This is a genomic window from Clostridium cadaveris (assembly GCF_020911725.1).
GTDB classification, from domain to species: Bacteria; Bacillota; Clostridia; order Clostridiales; family Clostridiaceae; genus Clostridium_X; species Clostridium_X cadaveris.
In genome coordinates, this window is the sequence record NZ_CP076620.1 from 814,841 (window position 1) to 832,133 (window position 17,293).

At 32.5% G+C, this 17,293-nt stretch carries 14 protein-coding genes and 1 riboswitch; of the genes, 12 read left to right on the forward strand and 2 right to left on the reverse strand.

Annotated features, from left to right (window positions below):
- Window positions 1-3 precede the first annotated feature (3 nt).
- The 5 genes from KQH81_RS03730 to thiC all read left to right on the forward strand — a co-directional run bounded on the left by KQH81_RS03730 (window position 4) and on the right by thiC (window position 6,704).
- Entirely contained in the window at window positions 4-1,422 is a 1,419-nt protein-coding gene (locus KQH81_RS03730; RefSeq protein WP_027637438.1) for an aldehyde dehydrogenase family protein, read from the forward strand.
- 48 nt (window positions 1,423-1,470) lie between these two features.
- On the forward strand, window positions 1,471-2,586 hold the full coding sequence (locus KQH81_RS03735) for a 1-propanol dehydrogenase PduQ (RefSeq protein ID WP_230028952.1): 1,116 nt from the start codon (window positions 1,471-1,473) through the stop codon (window positions 2,584-2,586).
- Between the two features lie 232 nt (window positions 2,587-2,818).
- Window positions 2,819-4,144, forward strand: a complete 1,326-nt coding sequence (locus tag KQH81_RS03740) for a PocR ligand-binding domain-containing protein (RefSeq protein WP_074844643.1) — start codon at window positions 2,819-2,821, stop codon at window positions 4,142-4,144.
- 2 nt (window positions 4,145-4,146) lie between these two features.
- Window positions 4,147-5,151 (forward strand): AraC family transcriptional regulator, encoded by a 1,005-nt coding sequence (locus KQH81_RS03745; protein WP_074844646.1) that lies wholly within the window; start codon window positions 4,147-4,149, stop codon window positions 5,149-5,151.
- Window positions 5,152-5,219: 68 nt separating this feature from the next.
- A riboswitch (TPP riboswitch) is annotated at window positions 5,220-5,327 on the forward strand.
- A 69-nt stretch (window positions 5,328-5,396) separates the two neighbouring features.
- Window positions 5,397-6,704 carry a phosphomethylpyrimidine synthase ThiC gene (gene thiC, locus KQH81_RS03750; protein WP_230028953.1) on the forward strand — a complete coding sequence of 436 codons (1,308 nt, stop codon included), beginning with the start codon at window positions 5,397-5,399 and terminating at the stop codon, window positions 6,702-6,704.
- A 106-nt stretch (window positions 6,705-6,810) separates the two neighbouring features.
- Here thiC and KQH81_RS03755 read toward each other — a convergent pair whose 3' ends face one another.
- The gene (locus KQH81_RS03755; RefSeq protein ID WP_178311682.1) at window positions 6,811-7,398 is read right to left on the reverse strand and encodes a TetR/AcrR family transcriptional regulator; all 588 of its coding nucleotides are present in this window, start codon (window positions 7,396-7,398) and stop codon (window positions 6,811-6,813) included.
- A gap of 282 nt (window positions 7,399-7,680) precedes the next feature.
- Between KQH81_RS03755 and KQH81_RS03760 the strand changes: the two genes are divergently transcribed.
- The 7 genes from KQH81_RS03760 (at window position 7,681) to KQH81_RS03790 (ending at window position 16,401) form a co-directional block, all read left to right on the forward strand.
- A complete protein-coding gene (locus KQH81_RS03760; protein WP_027637432.1) occupies window positions 7,681-9,420 on the forward strand; it encodes an NAD(P)/FAD-dependent oxidoreductase in 1,740 nt (579 codons plus the stop codon).
- On the forward strand, window positions 9,407-10,648 hold the full coding sequence (locus tag KQH81_RS03765; RefSeq protein ID WP_074844652.1) for an NAD(P)/FAD-dependent oxidoreductase: 1,242 nt from the start codon (window positions 9,407-9,409) through the stop codon (window positions 10,646-10,648). The genes KQH81_RS03760 and KQH81_RS03765 overlap by 14 nt, the downstream gene beginning before the upstream one ends.
- The gene (locus KQH81_RS03770; RefSeq protein WP_027637430.1) at window positions 10,648-11,013 is read left to right on the forward strand and encodes a DUF1667 domain-containing protein; all 366 of its coding nucleotides are present in this window, start codon (window positions 10,648-10,650) and stop codon (window positions 11,011-11,013) included. The genes KQH81_RS03765 and KQH81_RS03770 overlap by 1 nt, the downstream gene beginning before the upstream one ends.
- Window positions 11,014-11,053: 40 nt before the next feature.
- On the forward strand, window positions 11,054-12,673 hold the full coding sequence (locus tag KQH81_RS03775) for an FGGY-family carbohydrate kinase (protein ID WP_230028954.1): 1,620 nt from the start codon (window positions 11,054-11,056) through the stop codon (window positions 12,671-12,673).
- A 13-nt stretch (window positions 12,674-12,686) separates the two neighbouring features.
- A complete protein-coding gene (locus tag KQH81_RS03780; RefSeq protein WP_027637429.1) occupies window positions 12,687-14,417 on the forward strand; it encodes an FAD-binding oxidoreductase in 1,731 nt (576 codons plus the stop codon).
- Between the two features lie 122 nt (window positions 14,418-14,539).
- The gene (locus tag KQH81_RS03785; RefSeq protein WP_027637428.1) at window positions 14,540-14,890 is read left to right on the forward strand and encodes a DsrE family protein; all 351 of its coding nucleotides are present in this window, start codon (window positions 14,540-14,542) and stop codon (window positions 14,888-14,890) included.
- A 68-nt stretch (window positions 14,891-14,958) separates the two neighbouring features.
- Window positions 14,959-16,401 carry a bifunctional metallophosphatase/5'-nucleotidase gene (locus tag KQH81_RS03790; RefSeq protein WP_027637427.1) on the forward strand — a complete coding sequence of 481 codons (1,443 nt, stop codon included), beginning with the start codon at window positions 14,959-14,961 and terminating at the stop codon, window positions 16,399-16,401.
- 95 nt (window positions 16,402-16,496) lie between these two features.
- Here KQH81_RS03790 and KQH81_RS17715 read toward each other — a convergent pair whose 3' ends face one another.
- The gene (locus tag KQH81_RS17715) at window positions 16,497-17,195 is read right to left on the reverse strand and encodes a CPBP family glutamic-type intramembrane protease (RefSeq protein WP_407647332.1); all 699 of its coding nucleotides are present in this window, start codon (window positions 17,193-17,195) and stop codon (window positions 16,497-16,499) included.
- Window positions 17,196-17,293 lie beyond the last annotated feature (98 nt).

Consider the following 17,293-nt stretch of genomic DNA (forward strand, 5'->3'; position numbering starts at 1 on the left):
TTCGTGGAAATGGATATTAAAGTAATTGAGCAAATGGTAGCTCAAGCTTTGAAGGAGATTCAAACAGAACAACCACAAAAATTTACATCTGTAAAAACAGAAAAACAATATGGAATATTTAAAACTATGGACGAAGCAATAAATGCATCTGAAATCGCTCAGAAAAAGTTATTGTTCTCTAAAATATCTGAACGTCAAAAGTATGTTGATGTTATAAAAGAGACTATTTTAAAAAGAGAGAACCTAGAACTTATATCTAGGTTAGCGGTAGAAGAAACAGAAATTGGAAAATATGAAGATAAATTAATTAAAAATCGTGTAGCTGCTGAAAATACACCAGGCACTGAAGATTTAATAACAGAATCCAAGACAGGAGACAATGGAATTACTTTAGTTGAGTATTGTCCATTTGGAGTAATAGGTGCAATTACACCAACTACAAATCCTACAGAAACTATAATTTGTAACTCTATTTCAATGATAGCAGGTGGAAACACTGTTGTATTCAGCCCGCATCCAAGAGCAAAAAAGGTGTCTCAAATGCTTGTGAAAATGTTGAATAAAGCACTAATGGAAAATGGAGCTCCAGAAGATCTTATTACTATGGTAGAAGAACCTTCTATTGAAAATACAAATAAGATGATTGATAATGATAAAGTTCGTCTTCTTGTTGCAACAGGTGGACCTTCTATTGTAAAAAAGGTGCTTTCTTCAGGAAAGAAAGCAATTGGTGCAGGAGCAGGAAATCCACCAGTTGTTGTAGATGAAACTGCTGATATAGAAAAAGCAGCTAAAGATATAATAGATGGATGTAGTTTTGATAATAATGTTCCTTGTATTGCAGAAAAAGAAGTTTTTGCAGTTGAGTATATTTGTGATTATTTGATTCATTATATGAAAATTAATGGAGCTTATCAAATTACAGATTCAGCACTTATAGAGAGATTAGTTGAATTAGTTACAAATGAAAAAGGTGGGCCCAAAACATCATTTGTTGGTAAGAGTGCAAAATATATACTTGATAAGCTTGGAATTAAAGTTGATGACAGCGTAAAAGTTATAATTATGGAAGTAGACAAGAATCATTTATTAGTTCAAGAAGAAATGATGATGCCAATTCTTCCAATTGTTCGAGTTCCTGATGTAGATACTGCTATTGAGTATGCACATGAAGCTGAACATGGAAATCGTCATACAGCTATGATGCATTCTAAAAACGTTGATAAATTAAGTAAAATGGCAAAATTACTTGAAACAACAATTTTTGTGAAAAATGCTCCATCATATGCTGGAATTGGTGTTGGTGGTGAAGGTTATACTACATTTACTATTGCAGGACCAACAGGTGAAGGACTTACTTCAGCAAAATCATTTTGCAGAAAACGTAAATGTGTTTTAAGTGATGCATTTAGCATTCGTTAAACTTACAGCTGCTTTAACAGATAAAATGATAATGAAGGGGAAATGTATATGGCAAATGTATACATAAAAACAAAAATACTTAGTGGAGATTCTGCTATAAAATATTTAAAGGAAATTCGAAGTAAAACTATTTTTATTGTTTGTGATAAATTTATATCAGAAAGTGGAACTATTAAATATATCACTAATGCTTTAGATTTAACTAATTCTGTAGAAGTTTTTGATCAAGCTATACCGGATCCGACTACTGAAGTAGTTGGAAAAGGGTTAAATATGATATATAAAGTGAAACCAGATATTGTAATTGGTTTTGGTGGAGGTTCAGCTATTGATACAGCAAAAGGTATTATTTATTTTGCTAACCTTAAGAAGGGAATAAAGAAACCTGAATTTATAACAGTTCCTACTACTAGTGGAACTGGTTCTGAGGTTACATCTGTGGCCGTTATAACAGATTTAGAAAACAAAAGCAAGCATTTGATTGCATCAGATGAAATTTTAGCTGATGTTGCATTAGTAGATCCCCAATTAACACTTTCTGTTCCGCAATCAATTACAGCAAATACTGGTATGGATGTATTTACTCATGCTCTTGAAGCTTATGTTTCAAAGGATGCAAATGTATTTTCTGATGCACTAGCTGAAAAATCAATAGAATTACTTTTGAATTCACTTCTTACATGCTATAAAGAAGGTAAAAATTTAGTAGCTAGAACAATGATGCATGAAGCTTCAACCCTTGCAGGAATAGCATTTAATACAGCAGGATTAGGTGTTAATCATAGTATTGCTCATCAACTTGGAGGTACTTTTCATATTCCACATGGTTTAGCTAATGCGATTCTTTTAAATGAGGTAATTGAATATAACTGTGTAAATCATGATATTATGTTGAAATATGCCTCTCTTGCATATAAAGTACAGCTTGTAAGTATAGATGAAACACCTGAATTTGCAGTAAAAGTATTAAAAGAAATAATAAATACTTTAATGCGTTGTATGAATATGCCACTCAACATAAGAGGAATTGGGATAGATATTGAAGAATACAAACATCATATTCAGAGAATGAGTGATACTGCGCTTTTAGATAATTGCTTAAATACTACTCCTCGTAAAATTGGAGCGGCTGGCATTCAAAAGATTTTATGTAGTATCTACTAGATGAATTATAAAGACAGTTAATCATAAAATAAGAAAAGCCAAGCTAACTTAATATTGATATTAAGTCAGTCTGGCTTTTCTTATTTTGAAAAATTAAATTTAAGAGAATCAGATAAATAACTATTAAAAAATTTGAGCAATTGTATGAAAAATTACAATAGATTACAGAGAAATTGTCATCATATTTTTAAAATGATAAAATAAAAGAAGCATGAATAGAGGGAGTGATTATATGGAAGAATTTTATGAAAACGATTATTCCATTGAACACCATACCAAAGTAGATATTGATAATTATATGAATGATGATAATAGTAACAAGTTAGATATTATTCATATATTTGGTAAGGAGAAACTAGAAAAGATACAGACAAGTCTTTCTAAAGCTACAGGATTAGCTTTTATTACAGTAGACTATAAAGGAGAGCCAATAACAGAATCAACTTATTTTTCAAAGTTCTGCTTTAATATTCGTAAAGATGCATCAGCTGTAGAGTTATGCAGGTCTTCAGATGCGTTTGGGGCTATTCAGGCTGCAGTTACACAGAAGCCTAATGTTTATTTTTGTCCTTGTGGATTATTAGAAGTAGCGATTCCAATAGTAGTAAAAGGACATTATCTTGGAGGATTTATCGGAGGACAAATACGTTGTAATGATGCTCCATCTTCTGTAAGTTGTCTAGAATCAGTGATTCATTCAAAAAAATCAGAAAAACTTTTAGAAGATAACCGTAAGTTAATGGAGGAGATACCTGAGTATTCATACGAAAAGTTTGTAGATATTGCAAATCTTGTTTTTCTTGTAATTAATCAATTGAGTGAGAATGAAATCAGTAAGCATATGCAGGAGGAAGTTTTAAAGAAACGTATTAAAAAATTTCAGATAGCCAATAATCGCTGTAGAAAAGAAAATGAACAGAAGGATATGCAACTTAATGAATTAAAAGCATTGTCAAATCCATATGAAATTATTAATGGATTGATATCAATACTTAATATGACAATTATTGAAAATGCACCTCAGACTAATGAAATGATGAATTTATTTATAGAGTATTTAAAATATATGTATATGGAGAAAGAGACATTTACTACTATTTCTAATGAAATTGAGCACGTAAATCAATATCTTAAGTTTCACAAGAAAAGATTGGGAGAAAGACTTGATTATTCAATTAATATCCCTAAAGATTTATATATACGAAAAATACCGACAGCTTTATTAATGCCATTTGTTCAAAATGCTCTTTATAATGGGATTATGTTAAAGAAGGAGGGGGGAAAGATTTCATTAAGCGGAGATATTAAAGATAATAATATTGTTTTAATAATTAGTGATAATGGAGTAGGACTAACAGGAAAAGAATTAGATATTAAATTTGAATCTTTTAAAGATAAGAACGAAAGGTATTATATAAAACTTGGAATGGAATGTGCAATGGAAAAAGTTAAACGTCTTTTTGGAGAAGATTATAATATTGTCATAGAGGATTATAGGAATAAGGGACGAAAATGTATTTTAATTTGGCCAGAAAATCTGAATGAAAGGATTGAATAATTATGTACAACGTTTTAATTGCAGATGATGATATTTTAATGAAAGAAGCATTAAATATTATGATATCCAGAGAAGAAAAATTTAAAGTTAAGAAAATGGTCGGAACTGGTGAAGAAGCAGTTAAAGCATGTAAAGAGGAAGATATTGATATTGTTTTTATTGATTTTCGAATGCCTGGTATTACTGGTTTGGAAGCAAGTAGAATCATTTATCAAGCTAACTCTAATATAGATATCTATCTTTTATTAGATTACTCAACTAATATTATAATCAGTAATGAAGTTAAGGATTCAGTAAAAGACATTTTTGAAAAACCGATTACATATGCTAAATTAAAAAGAACATTAGATAGTTATAAATCAAAGCATGAAGACTCAGTTCAAAAACAATTAGAACAACTTACTGAAATTATTAAAAAAAGAGATTTTGAATTCTTTTACATGAACTTAAATAAAATTATTGATGAAATTTATGTTATTGGGAATGAGGATTCAATAAAGTTGATTGAAATTTTCAAGTATATAGGACGTAATCTTTTAGATACTATTAATTTTTATGATGGTCAAAAAAATATTACAGAAATATTCCCTATTAATGAAGGTCTTATACTAGAAAAGAAGACATCAGAATTGTGGTTATTTCAGATTGTGGACTATTTGTTTCAACAAAATAGTATTAATAGATATCCACTTTTAGAAAATATCTTTATTTATATAGACAATCACATAAAGGAAGATATTACTCTTAATAAAATTATTGATAATTGTGCAATTAGCCAAGGATATCTAAGTAGAATCTTTAGAGAGCAGTTTCAAGTAAGTGTAACAGAATATCTTCATATGAAAAAAATGAATTTGGCAAAGGGATACTTTTATTTTACGTCAGATAGTATTGCAGAAGTTGCATTTAGACTTGGATATAATGAAAGTAGCTATTTTAGTAAGGTATTTAAAAAGTATGAAAAGATGACTGTTAAACAATACAAGAATGGAATATCAACGAAATAGAATCTATAAGATGATTAATTAATCTGAAAATTTGACAAAATCAAACGCTTATGATAACATTTAGTAAAAATATATTTCAGGGGAGCTTGTACGGCAGGCTGAGAGGAAGTAATCAAACTTCGACCCTTAAACCTGATGTGGGTAATGCCACCGTAGGAAGAGAAAGCGCTTGCTTACTATACGGAGAATACCTATGATGGTGTTCTCCGTTTTCTCTTGCCCTGAAAAGAAAGAAGGTAAATATAATGGAATATTCAACACAAATGGAAGCTGCTCGTAAGGGTATCATTACAGATGAGATGAAAATAGTTTCTGAAAAGGAACATATTTCTATGGACAAGCTTATTGGCTTTATGGCAGAGGGAAAGGTAATTATTCCATGTAATAAGAATCACAAGGCAATTTCTCCAAATGGTCTTGGCTCTATGTTAAAAACAAAAATTAATGTAAATCTTGGAACTTCAAGAGATATGATTGATTTAGATATGGAATTTGCCAAAGTTAAAAGTGCTGTTGACATGGGAGCAGAAGCAATCATGGATTTAAGCTCTTATGGAGATACTAGAAAGTTTAGAAGACACCTTACTAAGAATTGTCCAGCTATGATTGGAACAGTTCCTATATATGATGCTGTAGTTTACTATCATAAACCTCTTATTAAAATTACTTCTCAAGAATGGATTGACATTGTGAGAATGCATGCTGAGGATGGAGTTGATTTCATGACTATTCATTGTGGAATAAACAAAGAAACAGCTCATAAATTCAAGAAAAATAAACGTCTTACAAACATCGTTTCAAGAGGAGGATCTATAATTTTTGCATGGATGGAGATGACTGGAGAAGAAAATCCTTTCTATGAACATTTTGATGAGATTTTAGAAATCTGCAGAGAATATGATGTTACATTAAGCCTTGGTGACGCTTGTCGTCCAGGATGTCTTAAGGATGCCACAGATGCATCACAAATTGAAGAACTTATAACTTTAGGAGAGTTGACAAGACGTGCTTGGGAGAAAGATGTACAGATAATGATTGAGGGGCCAGGACATATGCCTATGAATCAAATTGCTGCTAATATGGAAATTCAAAAAACACTATGTAATTCAGCACCATTTTATGTATTAGGACCTATAGTTACTGATGTAGCTCCTGGATATGATCATATTACTTCAGCAATCGGAGGAGCAATGGCTGCTGCAAATGGAGCATGTTTCCTATGCTATGTTACACCAGCAGAACATCTACGTCTACCAGATATAGATGATGTTAAAGAAGGAATTATTGCTACAAAAATCGCAGCTCATGCAGCAGATATCGCTAAAGGTGTCCCAAAAGCAATGGACTGGGATAATGAAATGAGTCTTGCAAGAAAGAAGCTTGATTGGGAGCGTATGTTTGAGCTTTCAATAGATCCTGAAAAGGCAAGAAGATACAGAGCTTCTTCTAAGCCAGAGAAAGAGGACACTTGTAGTATGTGTGGTAACTTCTGTGCCGTTAAAAACATGAATAGAATTCTTGACGGTGAGATTGTATCTATATTTGACGAGTAGAATGGTAAATCTATTTGTAGTGTAGAATAAAAAAATAAAAGTAATGAAATAAAGACTTCTAACCTTTCGATGGAGTTAAAAATCCACTTGAAGATTAGAAGTCAATTTATTTTGAATCAAAATCTGAAATGCTATTGCTAAACATTTTCATTAGCTCCTCACTTTGAGTGATAAATTTTGTAACATCTAGATTTTCATTGTTTAAAGTTTTATGTATAAATAAGCCATCAGATAAAAGAAGTAGGAGCCAAGCAAGGTAGTCAGCTGACATTATAGAGGTTCTTTCTTCTATCTTTTCTGAAATGATTTTTGCAAAGTCTTCATAACGTTTTAAAAGTTTAACACGTACTTCCTCATTACCAAGCATAGCATCATAGAAAAAGTGTAGACGCATATTGGCATTAGAGATATCACGTTCTAAGACATACTTTACAAGACGATGGAGTGAAGTATCTTTATTTGGATTTTCAGTCCATGTAAGCAGATCATTAAATTGTTTAGATAAATATTTATCCATGATATCAAAGAGTATATCATTCTTGCTTTTATAATGATAATATAATGTTCCTTTTGAAATTCCGGCACCTTTAGCTATCTGAGAAAATGGAATATCAGATAGTTTTTGTGTTTCTAATAATTTTTCTGTTGTTTCTATGATTAATTTCTGCACATTATCTTTCCTTGGAGCTGCCATGATTGTGAGTCCTTTCTATAATAAATTTGAAATAGCAAATACACTGTGTAGAGTCATGATAATTACAGTATATGTCAGCAAGAAATTTTTGTCTAGTTAGATAAAAATTTACGAGTAATTATATAAAAAAGACATATTGACATATTATAGAAAAGGAGTTAAATTTAAGATAGGAAGTCGGACAGCCGACCGACTTAAGTTAAAATTATAAAAGACAGCGGATTTTGAAGCGGAAAAGAATTTGACGTAGCTGCCTGCTACTATGTAGCAATGGGGGTAAATATGAATATAAAAAAACTAGAAAAAAAGATTCAGAAAAAGCTGGACAGTGAGTATGGAGGTAAGCTTGCAGTAAATATTGAAGATGAGTGTATTAAGGTAAGAGGAACATTAGACAATTGGAAAGATATTGTCCATGCGTGCTCCTTGTGTGTAGTTAAGAATAGCAATATGCATGTTGTTAATGACATTAAATTTACAGGTGATGATATACCTAAGATGAGAGTTCCAAAAATAAAAACTTCAGAACTAGAAGGGGCTATACCAGATGTATTAATAATTGGTGGTGGAATATCTGGAGCCAGTATTGCAAGAGAATTAACGAAATGGAAACTTAATATACTTCTAGTTGAAAAGGAATCCGATTTAGCTATGCAAGCTTCTGGAAGGAACGACGGAGAGGTTCATCCCGGTGTGGATCTAGGCAAAGGAAGTCTAAAGCAGCATTATGTACTAATTGGAAATAAGATGTTTGATAAAGTGTGCAGTGAACTTTCTGTACCATTCAAGAGATGTGGACAGTATGTTGGATTCAAGCAAGCATATCTATACCCTATCATATGGCTCTACGCTATGCAGAGAAAGTATATCTGTGGAGTAAAGGATACGAAGATTATCGGAAAGAAGAAACTTAGAGAATGTGAACCGGAACTCAATGAGGACTTTTCTTTTGCATTGTATAATCCAAGCGCTGGATGTGTATGTCCATATGGATTAACAATAGCTTATGGCGAAAATGCTGTTATAAATGGAGCTAAGGTATCATTAAATACGGCAGTATTAGGAATGAATGTGGAACATGGAGAAATAATATGCGTTCATACAAATAGAGGAGATATATATCCAAAGCTAGTTATAAATGCTGCTGGTACTTTTGCAGAAGATATAGCTTCCATGGCAAAAGATCGCTTTTACTCCATTCATCCAAGACGAGGAACAAATTCTATATTAGATAAGAAATCAGCTCATTTAGTAGGATCTATTGCTTCAATTAAAACTTTAACTCGAAACAAAAAGCATACAAAAGGTGGAGGGATTTTACGAACCGTTCATGACAACTTATTAGTAGGACCTAATGCTGTTGAAACTTATGAAAAAGAAAATTTTGCTACAGAAGCTGAAAGCATAGAAGAAGTATTTGAAAAGCAAAAACAGACTGCAAAAGGATTATCAGAGCGTGATATAATCACATATTTTACAGGTGTACGTGCAGCAACCTTTGAAGAGGATTTCGTTATTGAAAGAGGAAGAAAAACAAATAATATTATCCACTGTGCTGGGATTCAATCTCCAGGACTTACAACATCTCCTGCAGTAGCGGAGGATGTTTGTAAAATGGTTATTGAGGAATTAAAAAAATCACAGGATGTGAGAAAAAACGAAGATTTTAATCCGTTCAGAAAGGGAATACCCGTATTGAGGGAGATGAGCAAAGAGGAACGCTCAGAAATGATTAGAAAAAATCCTGATTATGGCGTAATCATTTGTAGATGTGAAGAAGTAAGCAAAGGAGAAATAATAGATGCTTTAGAATCTCCTATACCTGTCCATACTGTTGATGGTGTGAAAAAGAGAGTACGACCTGGAATGGGAAGATGTCAAGGAGGTTTCTGCATGCCACTAGTGACAAAGATAATCAGTGAACACGACCATATTCCTATGGATGATGTAAAAAAATCCAATGATGATTCAGTAATTATATTTGGAGATACAAAGGTAGGTGTTGATTGTGAAAAAGTATGATGTCATAGTAATTGGAGGGGGACCTGCCGGCCTTGCAGCTGCTATTTCTGCAAAGAAAGAAAATGCAGAAGTTCTGCTAATTGAGCGAGAAAGCAGATTGGGAGGTATACTAAAACAATGTATTCATGATGGATTTGGATTAGTTAGATTTGGAGAGAAGCTTTCTGGACCGGAATACGCAGAAAAGTTTATAGAAGAATTTCATTTATTAAAAATTGATTATAAGGTTTTGACTTTTGTAACTTATATAAAGAAAATCGACTATGGCTTTGAAGTCACAGTAGTTAATAAGGATGGCGTTATATCTTATGAGACTAAGACTATAGTTCTTTCCACAGGATGTAGAGAGAGAACTGCAAAGCAAGTATCAATTCATGGAACAAGACCAGCAGGAGTATTTACAGCAGGAACTGCCCAACATTTCACGAATATTTTAGGAGAGATGCCTACGAAGAAATGTGTTATTTTAGGCAGTGGAGACATAGGACTTATCATGGCAAGAAGACTTACACTAGAGGGAGCTAAGGTATGTGGAGTATATGAGGCTAAACCATCACCATCGGGACTTACAAGAAATATAATGCAGTGTCTTACTGATTTTGATATTCCACTTTATCTATCAAGGACTGTAACGAGAGTCTTTGGACAGGACAGATTGGAGGCTGTAGAGATTTCAAAAGTTGATGAAAGTATGAAGCCTATTTCTGGAACAGAAGAAATTATAGAGTGTGACGCGTTGATCCTATCTGTAGGTTTAATTCCTGAAAATGAGCTGGCAGAAAATCTTGGTGTTATATTGGATCCAAGGACTAAAGGGCCTATATGCGATGAGAAATTTATGACAAATGTTCCTGGCATTTTTTCCTGTGGTAATGCACTTCATGTCAACGACCTTGTAGATTACGTATCGGAAAGCGGTGAAATTGCAGGGAAGGCAGCAGCGCATTATAGAAAGGATGAAAAGAAAATTGTTAACCTAAATGTAAGTTCTAATTTTTTTTATATGGTGCCACAGAAGGTACATGTTAATCTTGAGGAAGAGATAATATTATATTTTAGAAGCAGAGATGTTATGGAAAAAGCTGTATTTTCAATAAAAGTTGATGGAAAGACGGTATTTGAAAAAAAATATTTTAATTTAAAGCCTCCTGAAATGGAGAGGTTGATAGTGAATTTAAGTGACCTTGGAATTAAGCAGGATTCAAAAGTGGAAATGGAGGTGCAGTGATGAAAGAGTTAACATGCATTGTATGTCCTAATGGATGCCATCTTAAAATAGATTTCACAGAAAAGGGTATGTCAGTAAGTGGAAATAAGTGCAAAAGGGGAATAGAATTTGCAAAAACAGAGTTTACTCATCCTATGCGCACAATTTGCTCTACAGTGAAAACGATTTTTAAGGACGCACCTGTTTTGCCAGTAAGAGTTAGTGCAGAAATACCAAAAGACAAGATTTTTGATGTTATGAAAGAGATTAACAAGGTAGTAATAGAGGAAAGGGTATTGCGGGGAGACATTATTATACACGATGTATTGGGACTTAATGTTGATGTGATAGCTACTAGCAGCCTTTTAGGAGAAATTGATAATTAGCATTGATTCAATATAGGGATGAAATGATGGAGGGTATATGATGGAACCGTTAATATTAACCTTTGATCTTGGAACCCAGAGCATGCGTGGAATGTTAGTAGATAAATCTGGTAATATTGTAAGCATGGTTCAGCACAAATATGTCCAGCCCTATTTTTCTAGAAAACCCGGGTGGGCAGAGCAGAAACCTGAATTTTACTATAAAACATTATGTGAGATAGGAAAGGAATTGAAAGAGAAAAATGAAAATGGATACGATGATGTTATAGCTGTTACTCTTACTACAATTCGAGATTCTTGTATATGCCTTGACAAAAATTATAATCCACTCACTGATGTAATCCTATGGCTTGATAGTAGGGAGACAAGAACTATAAAACCATTTAAATGGTGGGTGAAAATCGCACTTAAAATAGTGAGAATGGACGTGGCATTGAAAAGACAGTATCAAGTTACAAAAGCAAATTGGATTATAGAGAATGAGCCAGATATATGGAGTAGGACAAAAAAGTTTGTAATGCTGCCAACGTATTTAAATTATCTTTTGACAGGAGAGCTTAAAGATTGCCCAGCTAATATGATTGGACACATTCCTTTTGATTACAGAAATGGAACATGGCAGTCAAAAAATAATCTTAAGAGATGTATGTGTGATATACCTGAAGAGATGATGTGTGATTTAGTATGCACTGAAGATGTAATTGGATATATAACTAAAGAAAGTTCAGAATTATCAGGCATACCAGAGGGGCTTCCTCTTATTTCTACAGGGTCTGATAAAGGGTGTGAGACACTAGGCTTGTCAGTAATTCATGAAAATCAAGCTGCATTGTCTTTTGGAACCACAGCTACAATTCAATTTGCTACAAGAAAGTATTTTGAACCCGAAAAATTTTTACCGGCATATCCTGGAGTTCCTAAAGGGATTTTTAATCCAGAAATTCAAATATATCGTGGATATTGGCTAATATCATGGTTTAAGCGGGAATTTGCAGCTAAGGAATGTGTTGAGGCTGACATGAAAGATTGTTCAGCAGAAGAGCTTTTGAATGAGAGACTTAGGGAAATTGAACCTGGATGTGATGGTCTTATATTGCAGCCATTTTGGACACCTGGAGTTATAAAGCCAAATGCAAAAGGAGCAGTTATAGGATTTTCAGATGTTCATACGAGAATCCACCTTTATAGAGCTATTATAGAAGGAATCGGATTTGCACTTATGGATGGGATGTATAGTATGGAAAGAAGGTCTTCTCAAAAAATAAGTGAACTATATGTAGCAGGTGGAGGTTCTAAGAGCGATGAAATTTGCCAGATAACAGCTGATATGTTTGGACTTCCAGTAAAGCGAATTCAAACCCATGAAGCTTGTGGACTTGGTGCTTCCATAGCAGGATTTGTAGCTATGAGAGAGTTTAAAAATTATGAAGAAGCTATGGAATCTATGGTGCATGTCAAAGATATTTTTGAACCCAAAGTTGAAGTACACAAGCAATATGAGGCTATATATAAACAAATTTATAGAAAAATATATTCACATCTTTTACCGCTTTATAAAAAGATTAAGATTCTTTCAAAACATGATGACAATTTTAAAGAAAAGAAAAATACAAATCAGAATATAAAAATTATAAGAACTGAGCAAACAGTGCAGAAGTGAGGAGGAAATATGAATGAGTAAGCCATATACAGGATTTGAACCTAAATGGGTAAAGGAAGCAGCGCCAGCTAAAAGTTATCGTTCTATATTTAGATGGGGAGATCCAGAATTCGTAAAGTATCCAAAAGAATCTTTATATAAGCTGATGAAAGAAAAATTTAAAATGACAGATGAAGATTTTAGTCATTATAATGGAGACATAGGAATGGATGAAGTAAAGCTTGATATTCCATGTAATCTTGATGAATGCCACATTCGTGCTTTTGAAGAGATCGCAGGAAAAGAATTTGTGACAACAGAGGATTATCCAAGGCTTGCAGTAGCTTATGGAAAGACTGGATATGATGCACTTCGCCTTCGTGATAAAAGAGTAGATTGTGTTCCTGACATAGTTATTTACCCAGATACTACTGAACAGGTTGAAAAGATTGTAGCCTACTGTACAGAACATAATATACCTTTATATGTATATGGGGGAGGCAGTAGTGTTACAAGAGGAGTTGAACCTATAAAGGGTGGAGTTTCCCTTGATATGAGAAAACGCTATGATAAGGTTATTTCTTTCAGTGAAATAGATCAGACAATTACAGTGCAATCAGGAATGTCAGGTCCTAAGTTAGAGCAGGTATTAAATGACGCACAAAAGTTATTTGGAGCTAAAAGAGCTTATACTTGTGGACATTTTCCACAATCATTTGAGTACAGCAGTGTAGGAGGCTGGGTTGTTACAAGAGGTGCAGGACAGAATAGTACTTATTATGGATGTATAACAGATATTGTTATGGGACAAAAATATGCTACGCCTATAGGAACAATAACTACCAGCCATTACCCAAGAGAGGCTACTGGACCAAACCTTAACCAGATTATGATGGGTAGTGAGGGAACTTTCGGAGTGTTAACAGAAGTAACTTTAAAAGTGTTTAGATATATGCCGGAAAATAGAATTCGTTTTTCTTATATCTTTAAAAATTGGGAAATTGCTATGGCAGCGGCGAGAGAAATGATGCAGTGTGAAGCAGGATATTCTTCTGTATTCCGTCTTTCTGATCCAGAGGAAACTAATTTGATGCTTCGTCTTTATAATGTAGATGAAACACCACTTCAGAAAATTTTTGATATCCGCGGATATAAAGATATGGAAAGATGCTTGTTTTTAGGATTTACTGATGGTGGAAAGGGATATTCTAAAAATGTAGCAAAAAATATAAAAAGAATTGCGAAACAGTTTGGAGGGATGAGCCTTACTTCTTTTGTTACGAAAAGTTGGGAGAAGGGAAGATTCAATGACCCATATCTTAGAGATACCCTTATGGATTTTGGTGTAATCACAGATACTTTAGAGTGCACTGTAAATTGGTCTAATATGGCAAAGGTGCACAAGGAAGTCAGAGAAGTATGCCATAGGCTTCCAAATACTATAGTTACTACTCATATGTCTCACTGTTACCCACAAGGAGCAAACTTATATTTCATATTTATAACAAAGATGAGCGATGCGGATGAATTTAAGCGCTACCATGCAACCATATTGGATGCAATTCAAAAATCAGGAGCAGCTTTAAGTCATCATCATGGAATTGGAAAAATGTTTGCACCATGGTTAGAAGGACAACTTGGAAGCCGAGAATATGGCGTGTTTAAAGTTTTAAAGGATTATTTCGATCCTAGTTACAATATGAATCCGGGAGGAACTCTTGGGTTAGATTTAAATGAAGAAGAAAAGGTTCTATTTAAAAAATAATTTTAAGAGGCATTGAGATTAAAAGTCTTAATGTCTCTGCTTTATGTAAAATTAGAATAATAAAAGGATTTAAGAGAAAAATATATATTGATTTAAAATAAATATATTGGAGGTAACATTTTATGAAAGTACTTTATCACATAGATGAAGAATCTAAATGGCATATGGTTTTAGAAAATACAAAAAATATGCTTAAGTATGGAAAGGAAAATAATGAGGAGTTTGAAATTGAAATTGTAGCTAATGGTATTGCAGTTATGGGACTTATAGAGCATGTAGCACAAAAATCAAAATTATATCTTGAGATGGACGAATTAAGTAAAGAAAAAGTTAAATTTGCTGCATGTAAAAATGCATTAAATAAATTTAATCCGGAAAACAGTCCTATGTGTGCATTTGCAACTATTGTTCCTGCTGGTGTTGTAGAAATTGCAAAGAAGCAGCAAGAAGGATATTCCTATATTAGACCATAGTAAAAACGAAAATGTAATATTGATATTAAACTAAGGATGTTTTTAATCTAAAAGGAAAGGATGTACTAATGGAAAAGAAGAAATTAACTTTAATTCAATTAAACGATGTCCATGGATACATTGCTTCTCATAAAGAAGTATTCTTTGAAAAAGAAGGATTTGAGGTTAAAGAGGCAGGAGGATATGCAAGAATAAAAACTCTTGTTGATAATATAAGAGAAGAGTCAGAAAATAGTTTGTTTCTTGATTGCGGTGATACATTTCATGGAACATTTATAACTACTCAGACACATGGCATGGCAATTTTACCGATTTTAAATGCAATGGGTATTGAAGCTATGACTGCTCACTGGGATTTTGCATATACTCCATCAAAATTAAGAGATTTAATTTATAGGCTCAATTATCCATTACTTGCTGCTAATGTATATATCTACGATAAAAAGAAGCGACTTTTTGATCCTTATATAGTAAAAGAATATGATGGGTTAAAGGTTGGTATATTTGGAATGGCCTGCGAACATGTTGTTCAAGGATTTCCACAAAAATTTTCTGAAGGTATATATATGTCACCAGAATATAAAGAAATACCAATAATAGCTTCTGAGCTACGTAATAAGCATAAATGTGATATTGTAATAATGCTCTCTCATTTAGGTATGCCTACAGATTATGAGATTCTATCAAAGACAACAGGAGTAGATGTATGTATAAGCGGTCATACTCATAATAGATTAAACTCTCCAATTAAGGCGGGAAATACTATATTAATACAATCAGGTTGTCATGGATCCTTTATAGGCAAGCTTGATTTAGAAATATTGAATGGAAGAGTTGTGAATTATGAACATGAACTTATTCCAGTAACAGCTGATATTGATGAAAATGAAGAGATAAAAAAACTAGTAGAAGAAGCATATGAACCGTATATTGATAATTTAAATACAGTAGTTGGAAAGATGAAAACTCTACTTTGTAGGGATTTAGCTGCTGAATCGACTATGGATAATTTTTTATTGCATTCAATATCTAATGTTACAGGAAGAAAGGTATGCTTTTCACACGGCTGGAGGTATGGAGCTCCAATTCCAGAGGGAAATATTACTGAGGAAGACTTGTACAATATAGTTCCTATGAATCCAAAAATCATAAATGTGGATTTGAAAGGATATGAAATTGTTGAGATGTTAGAAAATTTTATAAATAACACTTATTCAAGAAATCCATTTGGACAAATTGGTGGATATCTACCAAGAGCTATAGGAGTAAAGGCGTATATAAAGATAGAGAATCCACATAACTATCGTATTCAAAAATTATATATTGAAGATGAACCTTTAGAGGCGGATAGAGTTTATAAGGTAAGCTATATTACTGAACAGGGCGTACCAGAACACTATGGTACAAATAGAGAAAAATTAAAAGTAACAGCAATAGATGCAATGAAAGAGTATTTAGCTGAAAAACGAGAGATATCAGAAGAGTTACTTGGAACATTTACAATTATATAGTTAATAAAAAACAAGAATGAATCTTTTCTCTTTGATTCATTCTTATTTTATTTTGGTACTCTAATTCAATTAGCATTAAAAAATACATATTTTATTTAAAGCTTAAGAGTATTAAGTAAAATAAATCTTAATCCAAGAGCGGTTAAATTTCTTAGAAAATGTATAGAGAATACCACCAAATAAGGTGAAAAATCATTCTCGAGACCTTGTCTAGCTTTTAATAGATAGATAATATATGAATAGGCCAATATAGCACCCATAAAAAATGCAAAAACTAAATAGGAAATGCTATAACCATGTCTCCAAGTAAATATAATAGATGATATAAGAATTGTAATAAAAATATTCTTTTTACTTGGCCTTTTTTTATTTAATAATAGATGTATAGGTATAGTTTGAGAGAAAAGTGTTTCTATAGCAGGAGCTATGAATAAGGAAAGAAAAAGATATATACCTGAACTATCAATTGTTGATGAAGGATGTGGTACACCTTGAAAATCAGGAAACATAATTGAAAGCAAAGCTACAATTAATTGTAAGAAGAGTATCTGAGGCAAATATGTAAAAAGAGTCATGATTAATATAAACTTAAATTTTTTTAAGCTTTTAAGATAATTATGTAATCTTTTTAACCGAGCTTTTAGATTCGTAAATATACACATCTTTAAAAACACTCCTTTCTTAAAATAAATATTATCAATATATAAGTATAAGTAAATATGATATGCTTTAAGTTGTACCATATTTAACCATATAATTAATATTGTTATGCTTAAAATTAAATTTTTTTGCATTAATTAGTTTTAAAATATAAAGTAATAAAAAACAAGAATGAATCAAGGGGAGAAAAGAGTCATTCTTGTTTTTCTTCTATATAAATTTTCGATATTAG

Bases quoted from the DNA above. Each gene is read 5' to 3' on its own strand.
- KQH81_RS17715 (WP_407647332.1), bottom strand. From the start codon at position 17,195: ATGCAAAAAAATTTAATTTTAAGCATAACAATATTAATTATATGGTTA.
- KQH81_RS03740 (WP_074844643.1), top strand. From the start codon at position 2,819: ATGGAAGAATTTTATGAAAACGATTATTCCATTGAACACCATACCAAA.
- KQH81_RS03770 (WP_027637430.1), top strand. From the start codon at position 10,648: ATGAAAGAGTTAACATGCATTGTATGTCCTAATGGATGCCATCTTAAA.
- KQH81_RS03760 (WP_027637432.1), top strand. From the start codon at position 7,681: ATGAATATAAAAAAACTAGAAAAAAAGATTCAGAAAAAGCTGGACAGT.
- KQH81_RS03735 (WP_230028952.1), top strand. From the start codon at position 1,471: ATGGCAAATGTATACATAAAAACAAAAATACTTAGTGGAGATTCTGCT.
- thiC (WP_230028953.1), top strand. From the start codon at position 5,397: ATGGAATATTCAACACAAATGGAAGCTGCTCGTAAGGGTATCATTACA.
- KQH81_RS03790 (WP_027637427.1), top strand. From the start codon at position 14,959: ATGGAAAAGAAGAAATTAACTTTAATTCAATTAAACGATGTCCATGGA.
- KQH81_RS03755 (WP_178311682.1), bottom strand. From the start codon at position 7,398: ATGGCAGCTCCAAGGAAAGATAATGTGCAGAAATTAATCATAGAAACA.
- KQH81_RS03780 (WP_027637429.1), top strand. From the start codon at position 12,687: ATGAGTAAGCCATATACAGGATTTGAACCTAAATGGGTAAAGGAAGCA.
- KQH81_RS03745 (WP_074844646.1), top strand. From the start codon at position 4,147: ATGTACAACGTTTTAATTGCAGATGATGATATTTTAATGAAAGAAGCA.
- KQH81_RS03785 (WP_027637428.1), top strand. From the start codon at position 14,540: ATGAAAGTACTTTATCACATAGATGAAGAATCTAAATGGCATATGGTT.
- KQH81_RS03775 (WP_230028954.1), top strand. From the start codon at position 11,054: ATGGAACCGTTAATATTAACCTTTGATCTTGGAACCCAGAGCATGCGT.